Origin of the sequence: Kushneria halocnemicola, from assembly GCF_965650455.1 — a bacterium.
In the GTDB taxonomy this organism is placed as follows: domain Bacteria; phylum Pseudomonadota; class Gammaproteobacteria; order Pseudomonadales; family Halomonadaceae; genus Kushneria.
Map to the genome: position 1 here is coordinate 1597564 of NZ_OZ287968.1, position 24626 is coordinate 1622189.

The 24626-nt window shown below is 61.1% G+C and carries 24 protein-coding genes; 9 read left to right on the forward strand and 15 right to left on the reverse strand.

What is annotated here, in order from left to right; genetic code table 11:
* Window positions 1–191: 191 nt before the first annotated feature.
* Genes tsaD through folK form a run of 3 tightly spaced genes read left to right on the forward strand, consistent with a single transcriptional unit; the run spans window position 192 to window position 2179 of the window.
* Window positions 192–1232, forward strand: coding sequence for a tRNA (adenosine(37)-N6)-threonylcarbamoyltransferase complex transferase subunit TsaD (gene tsaD / locus ACS92L_RS07350; RefSeq protein WP_438768132.1), 1041 nt, complete (start codon window positions 192–194; stop codon window positions 1230–1232).
* A gap of 28 nt (window positions 1233–1260) precedes the next feature.
* Window positions 1261–1620, forward strand: coding sequence for a dihydroneopterin aldolase (gene folB / locus ACS92L_RS07355; RefSeq protein WP_438768435.1), 360 nt, complete (start codon window positions 1261–1263; stop codon window positions 1618–1620).
* Window position 1621: 1 nt separating this feature from the next.
* The gene (folK, locus tag ACS92L_RS07360) at window positions 1622–2179 is read left to right on the forward strand and encodes a 2-amino-4-hydroxy-6-hydroxymethyldihydropteridine diphosphokinase (RefSeq protein WP_438768134.1); all 558 of its coding nucleotides are present in this window, start codon (window positions 1622–1624) and stop codon (window positions 2177–2179) included.
* Here folK and ACS92L_RS07365 read toward each other — a convergent pair.
* The 7 genes from ACS92L_RS07365 to ACS92L_RS07395 all read right to left on the reverse strand — a co-directional run bounded on the left by ACS92L_RS07365 (window position 2151) and on the right by ACS92L_RS07395 (window position 9337).
* A complete protein-coding gene (locus ACS92L_RS07365; protein ID WP_438768135.1) occupies window positions 2151–3263 on the reverse strand; it encodes a polynucleotide adenylyltransferase in 1113 nt (370 codons plus the stop codon). The genes folK and ACS92L_RS07365 overlap by 29 nt on opposite strands.
* Window positions 3260–3601 carry a thiosulfate sulfurtransferase GlpE gene (gene glpE / locus ACS92L_RS07370; RefSeq protein WP_438768137.1) on the reverse strand — a complete coding sequence of 114 codons (342 nt, stop codon included), beginning with the start codon at window positions 3599–3601 and terminating at the stop codon, window positions 3260–3262. Before glpE ends, ACS92L_RS07365 begins: the two co-directional genes overlap by 4 nt.
* 38 nt (window positions 3602–3639) lie before the next feature.
* The gene (locus tag ACS92L_RS07375) at window positions 3640–4458 is read right to left on the reverse strand and encodes a symmetrical bis(5'-nucleosyl)-tetraphosphatase (protein ID WP_438768138.1); all 819 of its coding nucleotides are present in this window, start codon (window positions 4456–4458) and stop codon (window positions 3640–3642) included.
* Between the two features lie 64 nt (window positions 4459–4522).
* Window positions 4523–4906, reverse strand: a complete 384-nt coding sequence (gene apaG / locus ACS92L_RS07380) for a Co2+/Mg2+ efflux protein ApaG (protein WP_438768139.1) — start codon at window positions 4904–4906, stop codon at window positions 4523–4525.
* Entirely contained in the window at window positions 4906–5706 is an 801-nt protein-coding gene (rsmA, locus tag ACS92L_RS07385) for a 16S rRNA (adenine(1518)-N(6)/adenine(1519)-N(6))-dimethyltransferase RsmA (protein ID WP_438768141.1), read from the reverse strand. Before rsmA ends, apaG begins: the two co-directional genes overlap by 1 nt.
* A gap of 103 nt (window positions 5707–5809) precedes the next feature.
* The gene (locus tag ACS92L_RS07390) at window positions 5810–6799 is read right to left on the reverse strand and encodes a peptidylprolyl isomerase (RefSeq protein ID WP_438768143.1); all 990 of its coding nucleotides are present in this window, start codon (window positions 6797–6799) and stop codon (window positions 5810–5812) included.
* Between the two features lie 102 nt (window positions 6800–6901).
* The gene (locus ACS92L_RS07395) at window positions 6902–9337 is read right to left on the reverse strand and encodes an LPS-assembly protein LptD (RefSeq protein WP_438768145.1); all 2436 of its coding nucleotides are present in this window, start codon (window positions 9335–9337) and stop codon (window positions 6902–6904) included.
* A 167-nt stretch (window positions 9338–9504) separates the two neighbouring features.
* Between ACS92L_RS07395 and ACS92L_RS07400 the strand changes: the two genes are divergently transcribed.
* The 4 genes from ACS92L_RS07400 to ACS92L_RS07415 all read left to right on the forward strand — a co-directional run bounded on the left by ACS92L_RS07400 (window position 9505) and on the right by ACS92L_RS07415 (window position 13009).
* Window positions 9505–10518 (forward strand): aminoglycoside phosphotransferase family protein, encoded by a 1014-nt coding sequence (locus ACS92L_RS07400; RefSeq protein WP_438768147.1) that lies wholly within the window; start codon window positions 9505–9507, stop codon window positions 10516–10518.
* Window position 10519: 1 nt separating this feature from the next.
* A complete protein-coding gene (gene murU / locus ACS92L_RS07405; protein WP_438768149.1) occupies window positions 10520–11197 on the forward strand; it encodes an N-acetylmuramate alpha-1-phosphate uridylyltransferase MurU in 678 nt (225 codons plus the stop codon).
* Window positions 11198–11260: 63 nt separating this feature from the next.
* Entirely contained in the window at window positions 11261–11680 is a 420-nt protein-coding gene (locus ACS92L_RS07410; RefSeq protein WP_438768151.1) for an OsmC family protein, read from the forward strand.
* A 156-nt stretch (window positions 11681–11836) separates the two neighbouring features.
* Window positions 11837–13009 (forward strand): AI-2E family transporter, encoded by a 1173-nt coding sequence (locus ACS92L_RS07415; RefSeq protein WP_438768153.1) that lies wholly within the window; start codon window positions 11837–11839, stop codon window positions 13007–13009.
* Here ACS92L_RS07415 and ACS92L_RS07420 read toward each other — a convergent pair.
* The 5 genes from ACS92L_RS07420 to purD all read right to left on the reverse strand — a co-directional run bounded on the left by ACS92L_RS07420 (window position 12986) and on the right by purD (window position 18179).
* A complete protein-coding gene (locus ACS92L_RS07420; protein ID WP_438768155.1) occupies window positions 12986–13651 on the reverse strand; it encodes a 3-demethoxyubiquinol 3-hydroxylase in 666 nt (221 codons plus the stop codon). The two genes, ACS92L_RS07415 and ACS92L_RS07420, sit on opposite strands and share 24 nt — an antisense overlap.
* 171 nt (window positions 13652–13822) lie before the next feature.
* Complete coding sequence (locus ACS92L_RS07425) at window positions 13823–15190, reverse strand: MFS transporter (RefSeq protein WP_438768157.1); 1368 nt, start codon at window positions 15188–15190, stop codon at window positions 13823–13825.
* Between the two features lie 367 nt (window positions 15191–15557).
* Window positions 15558–15899: a histidine triad nucleotide-binding protein gene (locus tag ACS92L_RS07430; RefSeq protein ID WP_438768159.1), complete on the reverse strand. Its 342-nt coding sequence runs from the start codon at window positions 15897–15899 to the stop codon at window positions 15558–15560.
* A gap of 48 nt (window positions 15900–15947) precedes the next feature.
* The gene (locus ACS92L_RS07435; protein ID WP_438768161.1) at window positions 15948–16820 is read right to left on the reverse strand and encodes a phosphoribulokinase; all 873 of its coding nucleotides are present in this window, start codon (window positions 16818–16820) and stop codon (window positions 15948–15950) included.
* A gap of 78 nt (window positions 16821–16898) precedes the next feature.
* Window positions 16899–18179 (reverse strand): phosphoribosylamine--glycine ligase, encoded by a 1281-nt coding sequence (gene purD / locus ACS92L_RS07440; RefSeq protein ID WP_438768437.1) that lies wholly within the window; start codon window positions 18177–18179, stop codon window positions 16899–16901.
* Between the two features lie 156 nt (window positions 18180–18335).
* Between purD and ACS92L_RS07445 the strand changes: the two genes are divergently transcribed.
* On the forward strand, window positions 18336–19055 hold the full coding sequence (locus tag ACS92L_RS07445; RefSeq protein ID WP_438768163.1) for a 16S rRNA (uracil(1498)-N(3))-methyltransferase: 720 nt from the start codon (window positions 18336–18338) through the stop codon (window positions 19053–19055).
* 55 nt (window positions 19056–19110) lie between these two features.
* On the opposite strand, the gene ACS92L_RS07450 is transcribed toward ACS92L_RS07445, so the two are convergent.
* From ACS92L_RS07450 to ACS92L_RS07460, 3 genes are read right to left on the reverse strand one after another with little or no spacing between them, the layout of a single operon-like run.
* A complete protein-coding gene (locus ACS92L_RS07450) occupies window positions 19111–20559 on the reverse strand; it encodes a phosphotransferase (protein WP_438768164.1) in 1449 nt (482 codons plus the stop codon).
* Complete coding sequence (locus ACS92L_RS07455) at window positions 20552–21763, reverse strand: acyl-CoA dehydrogenase family protein (protein ID WP_438768166.1); 1212 nt, start codon at window positions 21761–21763, stop codon at window positions 20552–20554. The genes ACS92L_RS07450 and ACS92L_RS07455 overlap by 8 nt, the downstream gene beginning before the upstream one ends.
* Before the next feature lie 30 nt (window positions 21764–21793).
* Window positions 21794–22576 (reverse strand): SDR family NAD(P)-dependent oxidoreductase, encoded by a 783-nt coding sequence (locus tag ACS92L_RS07460; RefSeq protein WP_438768168.1) that lies wholly within the window; start codon window positions 22574–22576, stop codon window positions 21794–21796.
* A gap of 378 nt (window positions 22577–22954) precedes the next feature.
* Here ACS92L_RS07460 and ACS92L_RS07465 point away from each other — a divergent pair, with 378 nt between their 5' ends.
* Window positions 22955–24616 (forward strand): AMP-binding protein, encoded by a 1662-nt coding sequence (locus tag ACS92L_RS07465; RefSeq protein WP_438768170.1) that lies wholly within the window; start codon window positions 22955–22957, stop codon window positions 24614–24616.
* The last annotated feature ends 10 nt before the right edge of the window (window positions 24617–24626 follow it).

Here is a 24626-nt window from a genome sequence, read left to right on the forward strand (position 1 = left end):
CGCGATCAGCGGCCAGAAGCACAGCCCGGTATTACAGGGCGTGTATTATAAACGTCGCGCCCTCGGTTTGCAAAGCGCCTGACGCGGGAAGTACAAACGGGTAGACTTGCCCACCTGCCGGCTGCCACAAATATTGTCTGTTGCACGGCACCCGCCACTGAAAGACGCCCTTATCGAAATCAGGACACACCATGCGCGTACTGGGGATCGAAACCTCCTGCGATGAAACAGGGATCGCCCTGTTTGACAGCGAACACGGGCTTTTGGCCGACGCCCTGTTCAGCCAGGTTGACATGCATGTCGAGCATGGCGGTGTCGTGCCCGAACTGGCCTCGCGCGACCATGTCCGCCGCCTGCTCCCGCTCATCGATCAGGTGCTGCTTGAGGCAGACCTTGAAGCCCGCGACATCGATGCGATTGCCTATACGGCAGGCCCGGGTCTGGTCGGTGCGCTGATGGTCGGCGCTGCCACTGCCCACGGCCTGGCCTGGGCCTGGCAGGTCCCGGTACTGGGCGTTCATCATATGGAAGGGCATCTACTGGCGCCCATGCTGGAAGACGAACGTCCCGACTTTCCCTTTGTTGCCCTGCTGGTCTCCGGCGGCCACACCCAGCTGGTAGCGGTGCATGCGCTGGGCAACTATGAACTTTTGGGCGAGTCCGTCGATGACGCCGCGGGAGAAGCCTTTGACAAGGCTGCCCGCATGCTCTCGCTGCCCTACCCCGGCGGCCCGCATATTGCTCGACTGGCCGAGCAGGGTGACCCGACGCGTTTTCGCTTTCCAAGGCCCATGACGGACCGCCCGGGGCTTGATTTCAGCTTCTCGGGTTTAAAGACCCACACGCTGACTACCGTCAGGGCGCTGGAAGCTCAGGGGGAACTGAACGATCAGGCCCGCGCGGATGTGGCCCGAGCCTTTGAAGATGCGGTTGCCGATACACTGGTGATCAAGTGTCGACGCGCACTGGAACAGACCGGCCTCAAACGCCTGGTCGTGGCGGGCGGCGTCAGCGCCAATCAGCGCCTGCGTCAGCGCCTTGATACGGCACTTGCAAAAATGGGCGCGCGCGCCTTTTATCCCAGAGGGCGGTTTTGTACCGACAACGGCGCCATGATTGCCTATGTTGGCACCCAGCGCCTGATGGCCGGCGAGCGCGATGACCAGACCATGCTGGCCACGCCGCGCTGGCCGCTCTCCGAGCTGGCCGCACCCGCTCGATGCCAGGACTGAATCAATGACCCATGACAGGAGAATCGCCATGGACACGGTGCTGATCGAAGACCTGGCGCTGGAAGCCGTGATCGGCGTGTATGAATGGGAAAAGCGTATCCATCAGCGCCTTTTGCTGACGCTGGAGCTGGGCTGCGACATCGCCCGCGCTGCCCGCAACGATGACCTGAGTGCCACGCTGGATTATGCCGCCATCAGCCAGCGCCTTCAGCAGTACTGCAGCGAGCACCGGTTTGAGCTGGTGGAAACCTTTGCCGAGCGCATTGCCCTGATTCTTCGTGAGGAGTTTGGTATTGCCTGGCTGCGCCTGACGCTGAAAAAACCCGGCGCCGTGGCGGATGCCGCCTTTGTTGGCGTGCGTATCGAGCGCGGCGAGTACCGCAGCTGATATGGCGTTCGTACTGTTCAGTCTGGGCAGTAATGCCCAGCGTCACCAACGTATCGACGCAGCACTTACGGCCCTGCATGACACCTTTGGCGAACTGCTGATCTCACGAGTCTTTGAAAGCCGCCCGGTCGGCTTTGACAGCCCGTGCAACTTCTACAACCTGGTGGTCGGGGCGTCATGCCCCTGGCCGGTGGCCCGTCTCAACCAGTGGTGCAAGCAAATCGAGCGCGACAACGGCCGGGACCACAGTGCACCGAAGTTCAGCTCACGCGCGCTGGATATCGACATTTTGTGCGTGGATGATCTGACCGGCTTTATCGACGGCGTCACCCTGCCACGTGACGAGATCACCTGGAACGCTTTTGTACTGCGCCCGCTGGCGGAAAGTTTTGGCGACTACTGCCACCCCCTTACGGGCACGCCCTATCGGGTGCTATGGCAGGCTTTCGATGCCGACGCCCAGGAGCTCTGGCCGGTGGCCTTTGAGTGGCAGGGGAAAAAGATTTCGGCACCGGAGCCCGTTGAAGCCGTTATGTGCTCGCCAGCCCATGTTCGATAGCGCGGCGGCGTTCAACATCGATCATGCGGCCCAGCTCTGCCCCCTGATACCCCTGCGCCATAAGCGACTGCGGTGACACCTGTCTCGCCCGGTCGACGGCATTGCCCAGTGCCGTGACCGGCAACCCGAAATTGCCGATGGCAAGCATCCCGAGCACGTCATCCAGCCGCGACTGTCGTCGCCAGGCGTCCATGACCTGGGCCCATGCCAGAACCTGATCGGCATCGGGCGAGGATGACAACAGTGCCCGACTGCGCACGACCATCAGCGCGCGGTCACGCCACTCTCCCGGTACGCGGTAGCGTTCACACAGCGCTGTCAGCGCCTCTTGTGACAGGTCAGCCGTCAACAGCGCCCAGCGCGCCATGGCTATATTGACGGCGCTCATGCGGGCCAGCCCCGTCTCAAGCACGTCACTCAACGCCGGCATCAAAACGTCCAGCGCCCCGCACTGTTGTAAAAGCTCAAAAAAGGCGGACGGCGCCGCCTCGCCCAGCGTCCGCTCGACCTCCTGCCAGACCCGCTCGGCCACCAGATGGGCGACCTCGCCCTCGGCCACCATGGTCTTCATCAGCGCCATGGTTTCATCGGCCACCGTAAAGCCGCGGGGTTGAAAGCGCGCCAGAAATCGGCCGGTGCGCAGAATACGCAGCGGGTCTTCCACAAAAGCCGCGGAGACATGGCGCAGCGTGCCGGTTCGACAGTCCTCGATGCCCTGAAAGGGATCCAACCGCTGGCCCGAACTGTCCTGCGCCATGGCATTGATGGTCAGATCGCGTCGCGCCAGGTCTTCTTCCAGCGTAACGTCGGGTGTAGCATGCACCTCAAAGCCGGTGTAGCCGTGCCCGGACTTGCGCTCGGTTCGGGCCAGAGCGTACTCCTCATGAGTATGAGGATGTAAAAAGACCGGAAAGTCACGCCCCACCGGGCGAAATCCGCGCCGATGCATCTCTTCACTGGTCGAGCCCACGATCACCCAGTCGCGATCATCGTGGTTGATACCCAGCAGATCGTCACGCACAGCGCCGCCCACGCAGTAGACCTCAAGTCCCTTTAACGGCTCATCGAGTTCAAAGCAGATCACTGTGGTTCCATACCCTCATCGCGAACTACCTGGTCAGGATGATGGTGCTGCCAGTGGGTAAAACCGCCATCAAGACTGTACACCCTTTCATAACCCTGCCCTGCCAGCCAGAGAGCGGCCTGCTGACTGGAGTGGCCGTGGTAGCAGACCACCACTACAGCACTTTCCTGCGGCGTCTTTTCAATGAAACTGCCGACGCTGGTGTTGTCCAGATGACGGCTGCCCGGGATGTGCGCCTGACTGAAGCTCAAGGGGTCGCGAATATCCACCACTTCATGAGCGGTGTCGCTGTCCTGCCACTGTTTCAGGGTATCGTGATCAAGATGACTGAAGGACATGGGGTCTCCGTGGATAGGTGAGTTGCATCGCCCGGACGTTACTGACGCTTTTGTGACGCCACCGTCACGATCTGCTCCGTTTCGAGATTCATGGCCATCAGGGTGCCACCCCAGACACAGCCGGCATCGAGTGACCGTACGTTGGCCAGCGCGCCGGGCGCTCGGCCCTCAAGTGCCGCCCAGTGTCCGAAAATCAGACGTTCGGTGTCGCCGCGTTCAAAGCAGAACCAGGGCCTGAAGCCGTCGGGGGCGCTATCAAGCCCCTCCTTGGCGCTGAAATCAAGCGTGCCGTGCGCATCGATGAAACGCATGCGGGTAAAGACGTTGATGATCGATCTCAGGCGGTCGTTGCCGTGCAGCGCAGGCTCAAAGCGTGCCGGTTCATTGCCATACATGTTGGGCAGAAATTCGAAGAACTGACGCGAAGAGAGCACGGCCTCTGCTTCACGCGCGTACTGGCGCGCCCGCTCGATGGACCACTGCGGCGGCAGGCCGGCATGGGTCATGACACTTCGGTGGGTGCGGGACTCGACCATCAGGGGCTGACAACGCAGCCACTCGAGCAGTATATCGCGGTCGGGCGCCTCGAGAATGTCGATCAGCGTATCCGAAGGCTTGAGGCGAGCATGCCCGAAGGCAACTGCCAGCAGATGCAGGTCATGATTGCCCAGCACGACGCTTGCATGCTCGCGCAGCGCATGAACGCGGCGCAGCGTTTGAAGCGACTGTGGCCCCCGGTTGATCAGATCGCCGGTAATCCACAGATGATCACGCCCGGGCACAAAATCAATGGCCTCGAGCAGCGTCTCGAACTCATGGCCGCAGCCATGTAAATCGCCGATGGCCCAGATCGTCATTGTCTACTCCGAAACCGTTGAATAAGGATGACCTTCGCCACTGCAGGACACTGCCCCATGGACATCAATGCAGGTGCAACGGACAGGCCAGCCGAAAAGGGGCAATCGTGATATCAAATGTTTCTCCCAGTGCCGGCGCCATGAAGGTATAGCTGCCCTCCATCACCCCGACCTGGCTGTCGAGAATGGCCCGACTGCTGTAATTGAAGGGCAGGCCCGGCGCGATCATGGGCTGTCGGCCAACGACCCCTTCACCACGCACTTCACGCACGTCCCCGCTGCCCTGGGAAATACGCCAGTAGCGGGCCAGAAGCTGGATGGAATACGTCCACTGATTGCGGATGGCCACCCGATAGCCAAACACAAAGCGCTGCTGTGATGGGTCCGACTCCTGCGGCAGATAAAAGCTTTCCACCTCGATCACGATGTCTCGGACAGGCTCACTCATCAGGCGTTCTCAAAAAGATGATTGGCGATCGCCACGAACTCGCCAACGCTTAACGTCTCCGGGCGACGCGATGGCGTGATCCCGAGCGACTCCAGTGTCTCGGCGCTTATGACATCGCGCAGATTGTTGCGCAGCGTCTTGCGCCGCTGAGAGAAGGATCGACGCACCAGATCCGACAGCAGCGCCTCATCACGGGCCACATGAGGCCGTGTCTGCCAGGGCGTCAGACGAACAATGCTCGAGTCCACTTTTGGCTGCGGCAGAAAGGCTTCGGGCGGCACATCAAACAGGGCTTCCACCTGACAGTAGTAGCGGGTCATGACCGATAGCCGCCCCCACTGCCCTGTTCCGGGCTCTGCTGCCAGCCGGGCCACGACTTCCTTTTGCAGCATGAAGTGCATGTCACGCACGGCATCGCCGGCACCCAGCAGATGAAAGATCAGCGGCGTGGAGATGTTATAGGGCAGATTGCCGACCACGCGTAGTGCCGGGCCATCGCCGCGAAACGCCTTGAAATCAAAAGCGAGGGCGTCGCCTTCAATCATGTGAAAGTCAGGGTAGTTGAAAAAGCGGGTGCGCAGTCCGGGAATCAGGTCCCGGTCCAGTTCGATGGCTTCCAGCGCCCCGTGCGTTTTCAGCAACTCCTCGGTCAGCGCCCCCTGCCCCGGGCCGATTTCGACCAGTCGATCACCCTTTTGCGGATGGACCGAGCCCACAATGCGCTCGATGACGCCATGGTCCTGGAGAAAGTTCTGCCCAAAGCGCTTGCGCGCCCGCATGGGGGCCGGTTGTCGTGACATGAAAGATTCCTGCGTCAAAGATAACTGCCTTCACCAACGAAAGGCCGCGAGGGTTGCTCGCGGCCTGTCATCAGCGCTGGCTCCCGAAAGGAGGTCTGGTCTGTTACGGCGCAGTACCGTCGCCCTGCTCCAGGCGATTGTCAACGTAGGCCGAGGCACGAATTTCCTGTGTCCACGCCTCAAGCTCCTCGTTGACCTTGCGCTGAAAGAGTGTGCGCCGGATCTGCTCGCGCTGCTGCTCGGCATTGCCGCCGCCGCGCTTGTCCAGAAGAGTAATCAGATGATAGCCACTGGGGCTGCGGATGGGCTCGCTGACCTCTCCCTCATTCAGACCGGGAACAACGTCTTCAAAGATACTGGGCATTTCGGCGCCGCTACGCCAGCCCAGGTCCCCGCCATCCAGCGCCTGGGGACCGTCGGACTGCGCCGCAGCAACCTCCTGAAACCCTGCCTGCCCCGAAGTAATGGCCTGACGCAGCTGCTCGGCCTTTTCACGGGCCGCTTCAGCCTGCCCGGGCGTGGGCGCCTGCGGCACGGCAATCAGGATATGGGCCAGATGGTACTGAACATTGGCGTTGCTGCCGGCCTGCTTTAGATACTGATCCACTTCACGATCGGAAATATTGACCTGACCGGCCACGCTACGCTGCTGCACCTGAGTGATCAAAAGCTCACGGCGAATCTGCTCTCTGACCTGGGCGTAACTCATGCCCTCCTGCTCGACCCGGTCGGCAAACTGCTCAAGCGTCATGTTGTTACGCTGGGCGACGCCTCGCATGGCCTGATTGAGGTCGCTGTCGCTGACGCTCAGGTTGGCACGCTCGGCCATCTGCAGCTCGATCTGTTCGGTAATCATGCGCGAGAGCACCTGCTCGCGCAGCTCTTCCTGATCCGGCATGCCGATATTGCGTGACTGCATCTGCTGACGCACCTGCGCTACGCGCCGATCCAGATCGCTGGACATGATGGCCTCATCGTTGACCACGGCAACAACACGATCCAGAGGCTGGACGGCAGCAACTGTCAGCGGTGAAACAAAAAGACTCAGCGCAAGGCCCAGAGCGGCTAGCGTGTTTGCGTTGCGTGCTTTCATGACATCTCTCTTTTCATCCATAAAACCGACGTTACGTCAGTAGTGCAGCAAGGCCATGCCTTCGCTGCGAGTTCCGGCCCGGTCACAAGCAACCGTTTGGCCTTAATTGCCCACGCCGGTATAGGCGCCAAAGTCATTTTCCCGAACGCCGGGAATGGCCTCGGAGAAATAGCCGTCGCTGCTGCCCTGTCCGACACCGCCAAGGCCCTTGAAGATAAAGGACAAAAAGAGGCCGTGCTTGCGATCATCGTCGTCGATTCGGGCCGTATCGTTGTCATCGATGTACTCGCGCCAGGCAAGCTGAACCCCGTAGCAGCAGTCGTTAAAGCGCACGCCTGCCAGCGTTTCGAGGGTGCGATTGTTGGTCTGATCATACAGGTAGCGACCAAGCAGTGAAATTGCCGGCGTGAGGCGATAGGCCGCCGAGATATCGTACTCTTCGCGATTGTAATCAAGGCGGTCGTCCTGGTCTCCAAACGGGTCGAAGTCCTGAACGGTCCAGCGATAGCCCAGATTGAGGATCAGGTTGTCCGTGTCCTGATAGGTCAGATAGGACGAGGTCTTCTCGGTACGATTGCGATGATCATCGTAGAAAAAGGACTGGCGCGCCGACCAGCGGTCGGTAATCTGCCAGTCGGCTTCGGCGACAACCGGGGAGCGGTCGCGGGTATTGCGATAGTAAAGCTCGCTGTCTTCGTTGATGTCGCGATTGTCAAAGCGGGCATCGACGACGCGGCGATCCTCGAAATAGTGGCTCTGCCCGACCGATAGACCCAGTCGCTCGCGACCGGTATCGTCTTCCAGAAAGCGGGTGCTCACGCCATAGGACACCTTGTTGGTATCCCCTATCCGATCCGAACCGCTGAACCGATAGGGTGACCAGAGCTGCGAGTAGGACAGCGGCTGTTCGCGACTGTCAAACTGCGGCAACTCGGACTGATCCCGATGGGGAACGTAGGCATAGTAAAGGCGTGGCTCCAGGGTCTGACGCCAGTCGCTGCCGAAAATGCTGGTGTCGCGCTCAAATATGAGCCCCGAGTCCACGGAAAATACCGGCAGCACCCGGTTGGGCGAGTCATCAAAGCCGGAAGTATCGTCGCGGTCGTGCCAGTCCAGCTCATATTGAGTGGCCATGAGCTCGGCACGCGGTTCGAAGAACCCCCAGGAAGGCGAACGGCGAAAGCCCACAGCGGGCGCGACGTGAACCCGGGCACCGGTCGCGGATTCCTGCGGTCGAATCGAGCTGTCATTATAATCAACATCGCGCCAGAAATAGGTCGCGCTGGAGTTGAACTCTTCATAAAAGCCGCCGGCCTGGTCCCAGCGTGCGCTGGCCAGCAGCGCCGGCAGCTCATAAAACGGCTTGTTGCTATCGCGCAGTGGCTCATCGAGCTTCTGATAGCCGCGCGCCCGCGCCTGAAGATTCCAGGTCGTGCCGCGATAGTTCAGACGCGCCAGACGCTCGAGGTTATCAGTGTCCTGCTCTTCAAAGGTCTGGCCGAAATCATCGAAATAGTCACCGTCACTGGCCGCCCCGTAGCGCAGGTTGTAGGTGGTACGCGGCGAGAAGCGGCCATCGTGGGCATAGCGCACAAACCAGCGATCCTCGTCCTTGAAATCATTATCGTCGCCGCCATTATCGTGGCCGAGATAGTTGCCCTCCAGCGTGCCGGCGTCCTCGTCGAAGAGATAGCGCAGCTGCCCGCCAAGTGCCTCGCCTCGTCCGGAAATATAGCGCGGCGTGACGGTAGCGTCGTAATTGGGCGAGAGGTTGAGATAAAACGGCTGGGCGTAATCAAGTCCCGCCTCGCTGCCGTAGCTGACGGAAGGCCACAAAAAGCCGGTCAGGCGGCGGTCATCGATCGGGAAACGCAGCCAGGGCCAGTAAAAGACCGGCACATCCTCGATTTCCATGCGGGCATGGGTGGCCGTACCGTAACCGCGTTCCTGATCCAGCGTAATGTCACTGCTGACCAGCCGCCACAGGCTTGACTGGGGTTCACAGGTCGTAAAGGAGGCATCCTGAAGGCGATAACGACCATCCTCCAGACGCGAGAGCTGGCCGGCATCACCACGCAGGCGCTGCTCGTGAGCCACATAGTGGGCCTGATCAATCTCGGCGGCATCGCTGTTGAGCGCAACCTGACCCTGGTCGCCGCGCACCAGAAAGCCGGGCTGGCGATAGGCCACAGGCCCCTGCAGCGACACACTGGTGCGCGCCTGATTAAGCGTGGCGCGCCCGGCTTCCAGCTGCTGGTCGCCGCGACGCAGGACAACCTCACCATCAAGCAGGGTTTCCCCGTTACTGCCATAGCCGGCGTCGTCGGATTCGGTACGCACCTGTGACGGAGTACTGCCGGCATCAAGACGATAGTCCGGCATGATATAGCGGCCCCGACACAGCGCATTGGCGGGGCGGTCATCTCCCCAGGCCTGCCAGTCAAGTTCGCTGGCGGGCAGTGGCTGGGGCGCCGCCTGAGCCATGGTCGAGAGAAGACCGGTCAGCGAGGCGGCGGTCCAGAAGATACGCTGGCCCATGATCCTTGTTCTTCCTTGCAATGAGGCGATGTGATTGCTTTTAAAAATCGGTATGGTACGCGGCAAAAGACACCGCAGCAGCCTGAAAAAGCGACAAAAGTGTTCTGTTGCGGCCCTTGAGCGCTCAGCATGCGGTGCCGCAACCGTACCGTCAACCAGGAGTTCCCATGACAGCGCGCCTTGACGCCCTGCGCCGCTGGGCGGCATCCCATCACGGCCTTGAGGCCTCGCCACCCGAGCTCGAGATCGTGACAGATGATGCCAGCTTTCGACGCTATTTTCGCCTGTCTCTGGGCAACGGTGATTCGCGCATATTAATGGATGCCCCGCCCGAGCGCGAAAACAGCCGGCCCTTTGTAGAGATCGCGCGCCTGTGGCGCTTGCACGACATCCTGGTGCCGGCGCTCTATCACGTGGATCTGGATCAGGGCTTTATCGAGATGCAGGATCTGGGCGATGACATGCTGCGCCAGCATCTGGCCCGGTTAGACCAGCGCGAAGCCCTCATGAACCAGGCCATCTCGACGTCGGTGGCCATCGCAGCGCTGCCGACCAATGCCCTGCCGGTCTACGATACCCAATGGCTTACTGATGAACTCGACCTTTTCCCGCAGTGGTGTCTGACCCGGTGGCTCGATATCGAGCCCCCTGAAAACTGGCCGCAGGTCCGCGAGCAACTGGTGGCGGCACTGAGCGCGCAGCCTCAGGTCTGCGTCCATCGTGATTTCCACGCGCAAAACCTCATGTGTCACGACGAGCGTCTCTGGGTCATCGATTTTCAGGGGGCAGTTCGTGGTCCGCTGGCCTACGACCTGGTCTCCCTGCTGCGCGATCGCAACAACGCCTGGCCCGAAAGCGACCAGATGCGCTGGATCGAGACGTGGCGCCAGAAAGCCCAGGCCGCGGGCGTCATTGCCCCCCTCGAACCGGAAACCTTCCGGCGCATGGTCGATCTGACCGGCGCGCAGCGCAGCCTTAAAGTGCTGGGCCTTTTCTGTCGTCTGGCCCTGCGTGACAACAAGCCACGCTATCTCACCCTGCTGCCGCTGTTTGTTGAACACGTGCGCCAGGGCCTGACCGGCCAGCCCGGGTTTGAAGCCTTCATGCAGTGGTTTGATACCGATTTTGTGCCGAAACTGGATGCCCGGTTGATTCAGCACCGCTGTGAACATGGCCTGTGACATGAAAGCGATGATACTCGCCGCCGGACGCGGCTCACGCATGCGCACCCTGACCGATCACTGCCCTAAACCGCTGCTCAGGGTGGGGGACCGCGCGCTGATCGAATATCATATCGAGCGGCTGTACGCGGCAGGCATCACCGACATTGTCATCAACGTCAGCTATCTTGGCGGACAGATCATGACGGCGCTTGGCGACGGGACACGCTACGGGGTTCGGCTGCGCTACAGCGTCGAGCCGACTGCGCTTGAAACGGCCGGTGGCATTCGCCATGCCCTGTCGTTACTGGGAGACGAGCCGTTCTGGCTGGTCAATGCCGATGTCTGGTGCGACATTACGCCCGACAGCCTGGGCCCGCTCGGGGACGATCTGGCGCGACTGGTCATGGTCGACCCGCCCGATCACCACCGTGAGGGCGATTTTTATCTCGATGAGACCGGCCGCCTGCATGAGCAAGGCGCGCCGCGCCTGGTTTATGCCGGCATGGCGCTCATGCATCCATCGCTGGTGGCTGATCTTGCCGACAATACGCCCTGCCCACTCAGACCCTGTCTGATCGACGCCATGCAGCAGCAGCGCCTTGGTGGCCATTACCACAAAGGACAGTGGTCGGATATCGGCACGCCCGAGCGGCTGGCCCTGCTCGAGCAGCAGCTTGCCCATCAGGGCAAGGACTGAGCTCAATTTTTTTCAATTATCTCATGAGAGGATTCACCTCTTTATCTGCACGGAGCAAGACTCATGGAAGCCAGCATCAAATGGACCGATGGCCGACAGTTCGTGGCCGAATCGGGCAGCGGTCACGCCATCATTCTGGATGGCAATCCGGACAACGGCGGTCGCAACACCGGGCCTCGGCCAATGGAAATGGTCCTGATGGGGCTGGGCGGCTGCAGTGCCTATGACGTGATCAACATTCTTGAAAAGGCCCGCGCGAAGGTGACCGACTGTGTCACACAGCTCAAGGCTGAACGCGCCGATACCACACCGGCCGTTTTTACCGCCATTCATCTACACTTTGTGGTCACCGGCGTGGCGCTCAAGGAAGCTCAGGTCAAGCGGGCCGTGGAGCTCTCGGCCGAGAAATACTGCAGCGCCTCGCTGATGCTTGCCAACGGTGGCGTCGAGATAACCCATTCGTGGGAAATCGTCGAAGCCTGAAGGGCGCAATACCCGCAGGCGACCGACGAACCGACATTGTCTGACACACTCAGACTACAATGGTGATGACATGCCCGGCGTTATGCCGGGTTTTTTGCGACTGTTACAGGATCTGACGGCCAGCACGGCTGACGTCACGTCCAGGCGGGAGAAGGTATGGAAAAACCGATTGAAAAAAGGGCATTTGAGCTGCTGCTGGTAGGCGTCTCGGTCGCCTTCGTCTGGGTAATACTGCTGCCCTTTTTCAGCGCCATTTTCTGGGGTGTCATTCTGGCCCTGATTTTCATGCCCCTGCAAAGGCGCCTGTTGAGTCTCTACGGTGGACGACGCAATCTCGCAGCCCTTACCAACGTGCTGATCTGCTTTTTTATCGTCATTATCCCGGTGACCCTGATCGCAGGCTCCCTGGTCCAGGAGGGCACCAGCGTCTACCAGCGCATCCGTTCGGGCGATCTGGATCTCGGTGCCTATGTCGAGCAGGCCCGTCAGGCACTGCCGCCGACGGTCGACAGCTGGCTTGAAAGCACCGGTATGGGAGACCTTTCCCAGCTGCGCGAACGGGTCTCGGAAGGGGCCGCACAGGGCAGCCAGATGCTGGCCTCCAGGGCATTGAGCATCGGCCAGAACACCCTGCAGTTTTTCGTCAGCGTGGGGATCATGCTCTATCTGCTGTTTTTCCTGTTTCGCGATGGTGTTCCGCTGGGTCGACGCATTCGTCAGGCCATTCCCCTGAGCGCGCGCTACAAGTATCAGCTACTCAACAAGTTCATCACGGTCACGCGCGCCACGGTCAAGGGCAATATTATCGTCGCCGCCACACAGGGCGGCATCGGTGGTCTGGCCTTCTGGGGACTGGGCATTGAAGCGCCGCTGCTGTGGGGCGTCATCATGGCCTTTTTGTCCCTGCTGCCGGCCATCGGTGCCGCTCTGGTGTGGGCGCCGGTCGCCGCCTATTACCTGATGACGGGCAACATCGTGGATGGCGCCATTTTGATCTTTGTCGGTGTGGTCATCATCGGTCTTGCCGACAATTTCCTGCGCCCGATTCTGGTAGGCAAGGACACCAAGCTGCCTGACTACGTGGTGCTGATCTCAACGCTGGGCGGCATGGCACTTTTCGGCATCAACGGCTTTGTCATCGGTCCGCTGATTGCCGCCTTGTTCATTGCCGCCTGGGATCTTTTCTCTCACGAAAAGGAAGAGGACGAAGCCGGCGCCATTACCGAGCTCTCACCGATCTCGACAGAGGCCCACAAGAACAGAACGGTTGAGACACAGGGCACCGAACCGGGCGATGGCGAGTCGTCAGTCGATCATGCTTCCCGCTGAGTGGTGACGCAGACGCCGCCACTCACAGACCCGTCCCCCCATCGATGACATCCAGCGCCAGCCTCCGGGCCAGCGCTGGCCACCCGCTTCAAGCGCACCGCGCGCATGACGCGTGCTGTCATCAAGCATCTGGCGAATGACAGCACGCGATTTCTCGTCAGCTGCCGGCAGTGCCGCCAGCTGACGCTCCAGTGACTCCGCCTGCAGACTCTCACCCCGGTTGACCAGCCCAAGCCCGCGAGCATGACTGCGACGGCTCAGCAGCATCCCGGCACCCAGCGACGCCGTGTAATAAAAGGGCGTCAATCGCGATGCCCGCCCGCCCAGCTCGCGCAGCCGCGCGTCACACCAGTCCAGATGGTCAACGCCTCGAACCGACAGCTCGTCCACCGGCTGATAGCGGCTGCTGATGCCTGTGGCAAAGCGCTGCCCCTGATAGATGCCCTGCCCGATGACCCGACCACGATGATGATGGCGCAAGACGTCAACGGAGTGTCGGACTTCATCGGTGGTCATGGGCTTGTCCTGCGCCCCGAGACCGGGTCGAGCACGGCTGGCGCGCGTCGCGCCCGGAACCAGAGTACGCAGCATGGTATCGAGTTGATCAACAAGGCGATCACTGCGTGTGAATTGACGGGACATGGCATGCCTCCTGAAAGCTCGCTCATGAAAATGGACCGCGGTGCCCTGACTATAGTGGCCATCACCGGGGCTGGCGATATCTGATATCAAGCGGCGCGGTGCATGGATCTCATGCACCGCGCCGCCAGCCCTCTACCGGGTTTGACACCCGGGTCGTTTTGCAAGGGCGGATCAGCTCATCTGCTCACCGCTGCGATAGCCACCCGCCGGCGCCGAGTGTCTTGTGCTCGCCTGCGCCGTTTCATCCTGCGCCTCGCTCATGGCCCCTTTCGGAAACCGCACGCTCAGCGCGGCAAACGAGATCAGGGTCACCGTGATCCCCAAAAAGAAAAGTCCCTGCTGATAGCTTATCGATTCCGAACGAAACAAAAAGCCGGCCGCCACGGCACCCACGTTGCCGCCGGCGCCGACAATGCCGGCCACGGCGCCCAGCGCCCGGCGATTGATGAAGGGCACCACGCCATAGGTTGCTCCTTCCGCCATCTGCACGAACAAACTGAACATCACCATGGTAACAATAGCGATGCCCAGCACCTGCATCTGGGAGAACAGCATCAGCGCAACGCCTTCACACAAAAGCGTCAGAAACAGCCAGCGCACGCGACCCCGAAGCCCGCCCAGGCGCGCAAAGCGGTCGGAGAAGAAACCGCCCAGCGCGCGGGCAAACAGGTTCATCAGCCCGAAAAGCCCCGCGATCAGACCGGCCGTGCCCAGCGAGAGCTCAAAATTGTCGAAATAGTAGAGCGCGGCGATATTGTTGATGGTCAGCTCGACACCGAAACAGGCCCCGTAGACCAGAAACAGCGCCCAGACGCGCACGTCCCGAATGGCCGACCCGAAGCTTGAACGCGCGCCGTACTCGTTTTTGGCCTCGACAAGTTCGCCGCGGCGACGCAGATCACTGAAGTTGCCCTCCGGAGCGTCCTGGGTGAAATGCCAGTAAGCAAGGCCGGTCAGAAACAGCACCACCCCCGGCACGACCATCGCAAGCCGCCAGCCCAGCGTTTCGCTGACGCCCAGCATCAAAATGCCCGACAGCACCAGCGGCATCAGGATCTGGGTCGTCCCGCCGCCCAGATTGCCCCAGCCGGCCGTGGCCGCATTGGCCGTGCCCACCACATTGGGGGCGAACATGATCGAGGTGTGATACTGGGTGATCACAAACGACGCGCCGACAGCGCCGATCGCCAGTCGCGCCAGCAAAAAGCTTTCGAAGCTGTCGGCCAGACCGATCGACATGACCGGTAATGCCCCCAGACACAAAAGCCAGGTGTAGGTGCGCCGCGGGCCGATGCGATCACATAAAAGGCCGATAAAAAGACGAACCACGACGGTGACCGCGACCGAAGCGATCATGGTATTGCCGATCTGCGTCTTGGTCAGGTTCAGATCGTCACGCACGATGGCCATCATCGGCGCGATGCCGAACCAGCCAAAAAAACAGACGTGAAAGGCAAACCAGGACAGATGAAACGCGCGCATCTGCGGCGTTTTAAAATCGAAAAGCCGAATGCGAGTGGCCTTGTTTCTGATCTCCATGACGCTGCCTCGGTAGGATGCTCGTTGCTTCTGTCCGCCCGGTGATGAACGGACAGAGCGAGGACGCCGCATTCGCCCCGGCCCCTGCACCATGCAGGGGCCGAATGCAGCGCGACGGCGATTAACCGAGCAAGACACGTGCCAGCCAGGCCAAAGGCCACAGCCGGCAGCACCCTAACGCGCTTTTTTTGTATCTACCGATCACTGCGTTGCCTTGTTGCGACCCTGTCGTGCGCCATCAGGGTGACTGACGCACCACGACGGCGCGGTCGTCATGAACCCCGCCTCCCATCAAAGGCAACGACCGGACATGAAAAAGCGCCTGCGGCCATGGCGGCAGGCGCTTTTCTGCGGTGAACCGGACGGCTCAGCCGGCAGGCCAGCTCATCTGGCGCCCGCCCATCAAATGAAGATGAATGTGATAGACGCTCTGGCCGCCCTTGTCATTGCAGTTCATCACCACGCGATAGCCCTCCTCGGCAATCCCCTTGTCGCGGGCGATTTTCGCCGCTGCCAGATGCAGCCTGCCGACCACTTCGGCATCTGCATCGGTCAGGTCGTTGAGGGTAGCAATCTCGCGTTTGGGGATGATCAGAACGTGCACCGGCGCCTGGGGATTGACGTCGTTGAACGCCAGCACGTCATCGTCTTCATAAACGATATCGGCCTTGATCTCGCGATTGATGATTTTGGAAAAGATCGTGGACATGAAACCTCCCTTGTCGGAAATGGATCGTTATCATCGACGCCGGAGCGCCTATCGAAAGCGCCGCTGCGCCAGCAGCGCCTCGATCTGCGGCTCCAGAATCAGCTCGATGGCCAGCGGCATCTGCGACCCGGGCACCGTCAGGGTATTGGGTCGCGTCATGAAGGCCCCCGACAGCATGGTCAGCAGGTAGGGAAAATCGGCGCTGTCGCGGTCGCGAAAGCGAATGACCACGAAGGATTCGGCGTCCGAGGGAATCGCCTGCGGCTCGAAAGGGTTGGAGGTGTCCACCGTCGGCACACGCTGAAAGTTGATATGCGTGCGGGAAAACTGCGGCACGATATAGCGCACGTAGTCCTGCATGCGCCCCAGAATCGTATCGACCACGGCTTCATGGGAATGACCGCGCATGTTGATATCGCGGTCGATCTTTTGAATCCACTCGAGATTGACCGTCGGCGTCACCCCGATCAAAAGATCAACATGCTGCGCCAGATCGTGATGAGACGACACCAGCCCGCCATGCAGTCCTTCGTAGAACAATAGATCCGTGCCGGCAGGCAGGGGCTGCCATTCGGTGAAGGTACCGACATGATAGCCGGCCTCCAGCATGCGCTTGTCTTCGGCATGAATATAGTGGCGATAGGTGCCCATGCCGTGTTCGCCGTATTCGGCAAACAAGCGCTCCAGGCGGTCGAGCAGGTTCGCCTCGACCGCAAAGTGCGACAGCTCATTTTTCCGCTCGGGCTCATCGCGAAAGATGCGCGCCAGATCTTCACGGCTATAGCGGTGAAAGGCGTCACCATCCACAAAGGCCGCCTTGATCCCCTTGCGGGAAAACATGCGCTCGAAGGCGCGCCGCACGGTAGTGGTTCCTGCGCCGGACGAGCCGGTGATGGCAATCACGGGATGCTCGCGTGACATGGCGCCTCCTGAGCTGCAGATCAGATCAAGGTGTTGTTATCGACATCGACCCGGTATCAAGGGACCCGGCGCGTGGCGCTACCGGTTGATGGCACGAGCGGCGATATCATGGCGATAAAACCCGCCTTCAAACGCCATGGCCGCCACGCCCTCATAGGCCAGATCGCGCGCCGCCTTCACGTCTTCGCCCAGCGCCGTCACACACAGCACACGCCCGCCGGACGTCACGACAGCACCGTTTTCACTTTCGCGGGTACCGGCATGAAAGACGTGACACCCAAGCGCCCGGGCTGCGTCAAATCCCGTGATGACATCGCCCTTGCGGTAGCTGTCCGGGTAGCCCTTTGCCGCCATGACCACACCGACTGCCGAGCGCATATCCCACTGGCACTGATAATGATCAAGACTGCCATCAATGGCGGCCTCGCAAAGCTCGTACAGATCGGACTGCAATCGCAGCATGATCGGCTGGGTTTCGGGGTCACCAAAGCGGCAGTTGTATTCGATCACGCGCGGCGCGCCCTGATCATCGATCATGAGACCCGCATAGAGAAAACCCGTATAGGCATGGCCGTCGGCCTTCATGCCCTGAATGGTCGGCATGATGATCTCGCGCATGACGCGCTGGCGCACGCTTTCAGTCACCACGGGCGCCGGCGAGTAGGCCCCCATGCCACCGGTGTTGGCACCGCTGTCGTTGTCGCCTACCCGCTTGTGGTCCTGACTGGTGGCCATTTCCAGCACGTGATGACCGTCCGCCATGACGATAAAGCTTGCCTCTTCGCCGTCGAGATACTCCTCGATGACGACCCGGGCACCGGCATCGCCAAAGGCGTTGTCTTCCAGCATGTCCTGAACGGCAGCTCGCGCCTGGGCCATGTCCATTGCCACGATCACGCCCTTGCCGGCCGCCAGGCCGTCGGCCTTGATCACGATCGGCGCCCCCTGCGACTCAAGATAGGCCAGCGCCGGCGCCACTTCCGTAAAGCTTTGATAGCGTGCGGTCGGGATATCGTGACGTGCCAGAAAATCCTTGCTGAAGGCCTTGGAGCCTTCAAGCCGTGCGGCCGCCGCGCTCGGCCCAAAGATTCTGAACCCTTCAGCCTGGAACCGGTCGACGACGCCGGCCACCAGCGGCGCTTCCGGGCCGACCACGGTGAGTGCTACCGCTTCCCGGCGCGCGATGGCCAGCAGCCCTTCGATATCGCCGCCGGCAACATCGATGTTGCGAAGACCGGGCTCACGCGCGGTGCCGGCATTGCCGGGCGCCAGTAGCACCTCATCCACCCGCGGTGACTGTACCAGTTTCCACGCCAGCGCGTGTTCGCGGCCACCGCCGCCAATCATCAGTACCTTCATGCCGAAGCTTTCCTGCATCATGGTTCAAGCCAGTTTCCCGTCTGCCCGGGCGCGTGTCGGGCGCATTATGTCAGAAAGCGAACGCCTCGTCCGCCCGGGGAAGCTGCGCTATCATCGCCGCCCTTTCGATCCGTCTGCGCCTGGAAATACGACATCATGAATCTGCTGCTGCTCACGCCTGACGACCTCGTACCCCCCGGTCGGGCCTGTATCCACGATAGTCGACGCCTGCGTCATCTTCACGAGATACATCGGGCCACGCCCGGCGAAGAATTAACGATTGGAATGACGGGTGACGGCATCGGGCGGGCACGTCTGCTTGAACTGGACAACGACCGCGCCCTGTTCGAGGTGATCCATCTCGACGATGCCCCGCCGCCGCCGCTGCCGGTGCATCTGCTGCTGGCTCTGCCGCGCCCGCGCATGCTGGCCCGCTCGCTGGAGAACATCGCTACCATGGGGGTCAAGCGACTGACGCTTTTGCATACTGCCAGAGTCGAGAAAAGCTACTGGCAGTCGCCCGAGCTTCAGCCCGAACGTATCGAGGCGCATCTGCGCCTGGGTCTTGAGCAGGCGCGCGATACGATATTGCCGGTGGTGGATCTGCAGCCGCGTTTCAAACCCTTTATCGAAGATCAGCTGCCCGAGGCGCTTGCAGGCCACCGGGCGCTGCTGGCCCACCCCGGCATCGGCGAGAGCTGCCCGCGCGGACTGCCCATGGGTCAGCCCATAACCTTGGCCATCGGCCCCGAAGGCGGGTTTATCCCCTATGAGGTAGAGAGACTGCAGGCCATGGGCTTTGAAGGCATCCATCTCGGCCCGCGCATTCTAAGAGTCGAGACGGCGGTGGTCTCCTTGCTGTCACGTCTTTTCTAGACAGTCGATGCCGGGCCGAACGATCGAGGCATATGCGTTGCATGTCTCTCCACGGCTACTGCTGTGCGGCCCGTGGCTGACTGATACGCGCGCGCGCCAGGGCGTCCTCTCGGAGCAGATGGCGCAGCGCTTCAAAGGCCTCCGGGTCGTCACGCTCGCCGCTGTGGATTTCGTTGACCAGCGCCTGTGCGGCGGCATGGGGCGAATCGTCTTCCATCGGCAGGGAAAGCTGATCCGATAGCGTCTCCCGAACCTGCCCCCAGATGGACACCCCCTGGTACTGCTGGCGGGCAATAATCGACAGCGCATTGGCCACCATCAGGGCCGAATGCCGCGCATCCCCCTCCAGTGCGGGAATGACCTCCGATTTGAGCGTCTGGCGCGTGATTTCCATCAAGGCGCGCGCGTCCCTGTTAAGCGTCGACAGAGTCTCCCAGGCACCGGACAAGTCCTGAGCGTTGGCATCGGCCTCGCTTGAGCGCGGCAGGCGCGCCGGGTCGACCGCCTCATCCACCGGAATCAGACGCAGCAGATCGAGCTCCAGCCCGGGCAGAAGATGCGATGTCAGTGCCAGCTCCAGATCGGGCTGCACGCCGCTGTCATGACGGGCGCCCTGCTCCAGGGCAATCACGGCCCAGCGCAGCGTGGCCAGAATGATCCATTTATCGAGCCGCCCGCGATCGGGGCGTTCACCGCCACCACGTTCATAGCCGCGCAAAAACGCCTCGATCGAACCCAGACCGCCGGCTTCCCCTGAACCACCGAAGCGCCAGCAAGGGGCACAGAACCAGCCGATATCGGCGAAAGCGTCATTGGGCCCGGCAAACTCCCAGTCGAGGACGGCCTCAAGCCGGTCGCCGTCAACCATGAGATTGCCGGTGCGAAAATCGTTGTGTGACAGCACGGTGCGTGAGGGCGTCGGCGGATGCCGCGCCAGCCAGCGCAGCGCCCACGCCAGTACCGGCTGCGGCTGATCCAGACGGGCCAGTCGAGCCTGATAGTCCGCCAGCTGGCGGGTTACTTCATCGGCATTGCCCTGCTGATGGGCCGCCTGGTCAGGCAGTGGCAGGGCATGAATACGCGCCAGCTCCGCGCCCAGCGCTTCTACCAGCGGTTCAAGCGCGCCGTCGTCGGCCCGGGCCACCAGCTCCCGCGGGGAAGCAGCGCCTTCGACATGACGCATGATCATGAAAGGCCGACCCAGAACGCACTCGTCGTGACACATCCATAACGGTTCGGGGACACGAACCCCATGACGCCAGGCGTGCTCGAACAGCGCAAACTCCTCCTCACGACTGGCACTGATGGCCAGCGGTGCGCTGGCATCGCTGCGCAGCACCCAGCGCTGCTCTCCCGCCATGCTCCCCCCGGTCACCATGACGTCCAGCAAGCGGTTATCCTGCACGGCGCCGCCGCCCAGGCGCCGCTGGGCCCTGATGACCACATTTTCGGCGCTGCTTTGCTGCGCAAGCCAGTCACTCAGGGCCGAATCGGTATCATTCACCGGCCACCTCCCACTGCCAGAAGTCGTTGCCCTCGCTGCGCAGCATGCGCGCCAGCAGCATCTGATGAACCTCGGTGGCGCCGTCCACGATGCGGGCCTGACGGGCGTAGCGATAGATCCATTCAAGCACCGTGTCCTGGGAGTAACCCTTGGCACCATGCACCTGAATGGCCACATCCACCGCCTTGTTGAGCACGTTGGAAACCGCGACCTTGGCCATGCTGACTTCCTTGCGGGCAAAACTGCCCTGATCCAGCGCCCAGGCGGCCTTCATGACCAGCGTCCGGCCTACTTCGATCTCCATGGCCACTTCACCCAGCATTGTCTGGATGCTCTGGTTATCGGCCAGCGCGGCACCGAAGGCCTGGCGCATCTCGACATGACCCAGCGCCTCTTCCATGGCCCGCTGGGCCAGCCCCAGCCAGCGCATGCAGTGGGTCAGACGCGCCGGGCCCAGGCGGATCTGGGCGACCTTCATGCCCTCGCCGACCCCGAGCACCACCTGATCGTCGGGAATTTCCAGCCCGTCAAAGACCAGTTCACAGTGACCGCCATGCTCTTCGGGGCCCATGATCGGGATACGACGCTTGATCTCCCAGCCGGGCTGGTCACGATGAAACAAAAAGACCGTCAGGCCCTTGCGCGCATCGTCGCTGGTTCGCGCCACCAGCATGAAATGCTCGGCGAGCCCGGCACCGGTAATGAACCACTTGTGGCCGTTGATGACCCAGCGGTCACCGCGACGCTCGGCACGGGTCTGCATCATGCCGGCCATGTCGGAGCCGGAGCCCGGATGCGGCTCGGTCAGGGCAAAGGCACTGCGGACGCGACCATCGACGATCGGCTGGAGCCAGCGCGTTTTCTGTTCGTCGGTCCCCACCTTTTCAAGCACCATCATGTTGCCGTCATCGGGTGCCACGGCGTTAAAGCAGACCGGACCGAAGATGGAGCGGTTCATGGCCTCATAGCAGGCCGCCATCCCCACCATCGAAAGCCCCATGCCGCCGCGGTAACGGGGCATCTGCGGCGACCAGAGTCCGGCCTCTTTTACCTCGCCGCGCAGGCGCTGAAGGTGATGATCAACGATGTTTTCGTGCTCATCATAATTGGCGCGGTCCTTCTCCAGCGGCATGATGCGCTCTTCAACGAAGGCGGCGATGCGCTGGCGGTACTGTTCAATGTCCCGGGGGAGTGAAAAATCCATGTGATATCCAGACAGGTAGGGAAACAGGCGTTAAAGCGAGCTGACCATGTGGCCGCCGTCGACCGTGAGCACGCTGCCGGTCATGTAGCTGCCGGCATCGCTGCATAAAAGTAAAAGAGGGCCGTCCAGCGCCTCGGGGGCGCCCAGACGCCGCTGGGGGATGCGTCGAATCAACTGCTGGCCCTGTTCACTTTGAAAAAAGTCATGGTTCAACGGCGTGTCGATATAGCCCGGCGCCAGTGCGTTGACCCGAATGCCGTGGCGCGCCCACTCAAGTGCCAGACTTTTGGTGAGCTGGATCAATCCGGCCTTGCTGGCGCTGTAGGCCGCCACGTGCCCGGCCACTCGCAGCCCGAGAATCGAGGCCACGTTGACGATCGCACCGCGCCGACCCTGCGACTGCATGTTCGTGGCAACGGCCCTTGATACGCGCATGGCGCCGTTGAGATTGGTATCGATGATGTCGGTCCAGGCGTCCATGTCGCGCGCAAGCGCCGCCGTGGTATCGGTAATGCCGGCGTTGTTGACCACGATATCCGGGCCCTGCCCTGCCTCCTGCGAAAGCGTTGCCAGCGCACGCTGTACATCCTCGTCATTTCGAATGTCCATGGCGCACACCCATACACGGACGCCCCGATGACGCAGCTCGGCGGCCTGCGCCTCGAGCGGCTCGCGACGGCGACCGGTCAGCATCAATGATGCGCCGGCGTGGCCCAGTACCTGGCTGAAATGTGCCCCCAACCCGCTGGCGGCGCCCGTGACCAGCGCTACCTGACCTTCCAGGCGCAGCCGCCTTTCAATATCGACTGTCATCACGACTCCAGCATCAAACCTGCAAAACAACTTATAAATAACGAAGCATCGTTATATTCAATATTAAACATAAACGATGCATGCGCTCGAAAAAAAAGATAACAAATAACAACACTCAACCTACGACGTATTATCCCATTGAAATGTGCCGTATCGACCATGTTGTTTGTACAAAATAAAAATTCACCGAGTCCGTGTTTATATTGTAGGACTGAAAACATGAGCTTGTTAATTCAAACTTAATTTGTTTAACACGCCATCATTATCGACCGTATTAAATACTGAACTGCATTTTCGAGACTGTCATACCCGACACCTCTTATTTGATTTAAAACTCATTAAAAAAATAAAAAAGTATACTTATGGTCTCGTGGAGATATGGCATTGAATAATTCTTGCGCAACACCGTCATCGTCATGCCCGCCTGGCGGGGAAAGCAATCACGTCCCTCTCTCACCCACCAGTTTTCTGGAACGTGCCGTTCGGGTTCATCCGGACCGGCCAGCGGTTGTAGAAGGCGACGTGACGCTCACCTACCAGGCGTTTTATCGGCGCAGTCTAAAACTTGGCGGCGCACTGCAAACGCTGGGGGTCGCCCCGGGGGATGTGGTCTCGACCCTTGGCATGAATTCAAGGGCCATGCTGGAGGCGCATTATGGGGTGCCGATGGCCGGCGGCATTCTCAATGCCATCAATGCCAGACTCGATGGCGCCTCCATTGCCTTCATCATGGCGCATGCCGAAACGCGCGTACTGATTTTTGACCAGAGCCTTCGCAGGACGGTCGCCAGGGCGCTATCGCTTCTGACCTCCCCCGCACCGGTACTGATCGAGATCGATGAAGGCAGTGACGATGCCCCGGCCTGGGAGCAGCCGACCCTTCATGACTATGAATCGCTGGTGGCAGCCGCCACGGCGTGTACCCCCGTGCCGGTCGGTGACGAACGCGACTGCATCGCGCTGAACTACACCTCGGGCACCACGGGCAATCCCAAGGGCGTGATCTACAGTCATCGCGGCGCCTATCTCAACGCTCTGTCCAATACGCTGACGCTGAAGATGGATGAGCGCACGGTCTATCTCTGGACCCTGCCCATGTTCCACTGCAACGGCTGGACCCACACCTGGGCCGTTACGGCCGCCGGGGGCACGCATGTCTGCATGCGCCGGGTCGAACCGGCCCGGGTACTGGAGATGATTCATACCCGCGGCATCACGCACATGGCCGCTGCCCCCATCATCATGACCATGCTGCTCGACCGCCCCGAAGCCGCTACACCACTGCCCCATCCGGTCATGCTGGCCACCGGCGGCGCCCCGCCCAATGCCACAACGATTGCCCGCATGAGTGCGCTGGGCTTTAACGTGCTGCATCTTTATGGCATGACCGAAACCTACGGCCCCTCGCTGGTCTGTCAGTTCCAGCCCGAGTGGTCATCACTGACACCTGACGCGCGCGCCCGCCTTCAGATCCGTCAGGGTGTGGGCACCTTCGCCATCGAACGGGTTGCTCTGAAGGATCCGGTGACCCACGAAGATGTCCCCGCCGATGGCCGGTCGCTTGGACACCTCATGCTGCGCGGCAACACCATCATGCAGGGCTATATCAAAAACCCTGACGCCACGCGGGACGTCATGGGCCGGGGCTGGCTCGACACCGGGGATATCGCCGTCATGCACGAAGACGGCTATATCGAGATTCGCGATCGCGCCAAGGACATCATCATCTCGGGCGGCGAGTCGATCTCGTCGATCGAAATCGAGGAGATCATGATGGGTCACCCCGCCGTGCGTGAAGTCGCCGTGATCGCCAGACCGCATGATTTCTGGGGGGAGACACCACACGCCTTCGTGGTGCCGATATCCGATACCGACAGGCCCAGTGACGCCGAACTGTTGAGTTGGTGTCGTGAGCACATGGCGCATTTCAAGGTGCCAAGGCATGTCACGTTTCAGGCGTCGCTGCCCAGAACCTCGACCGGCAAGCTTCAAAAGTATGCGCTGCGCGAGCATCAAAAAACGCAGATGGCGACGGTCTGATCCGGTACTG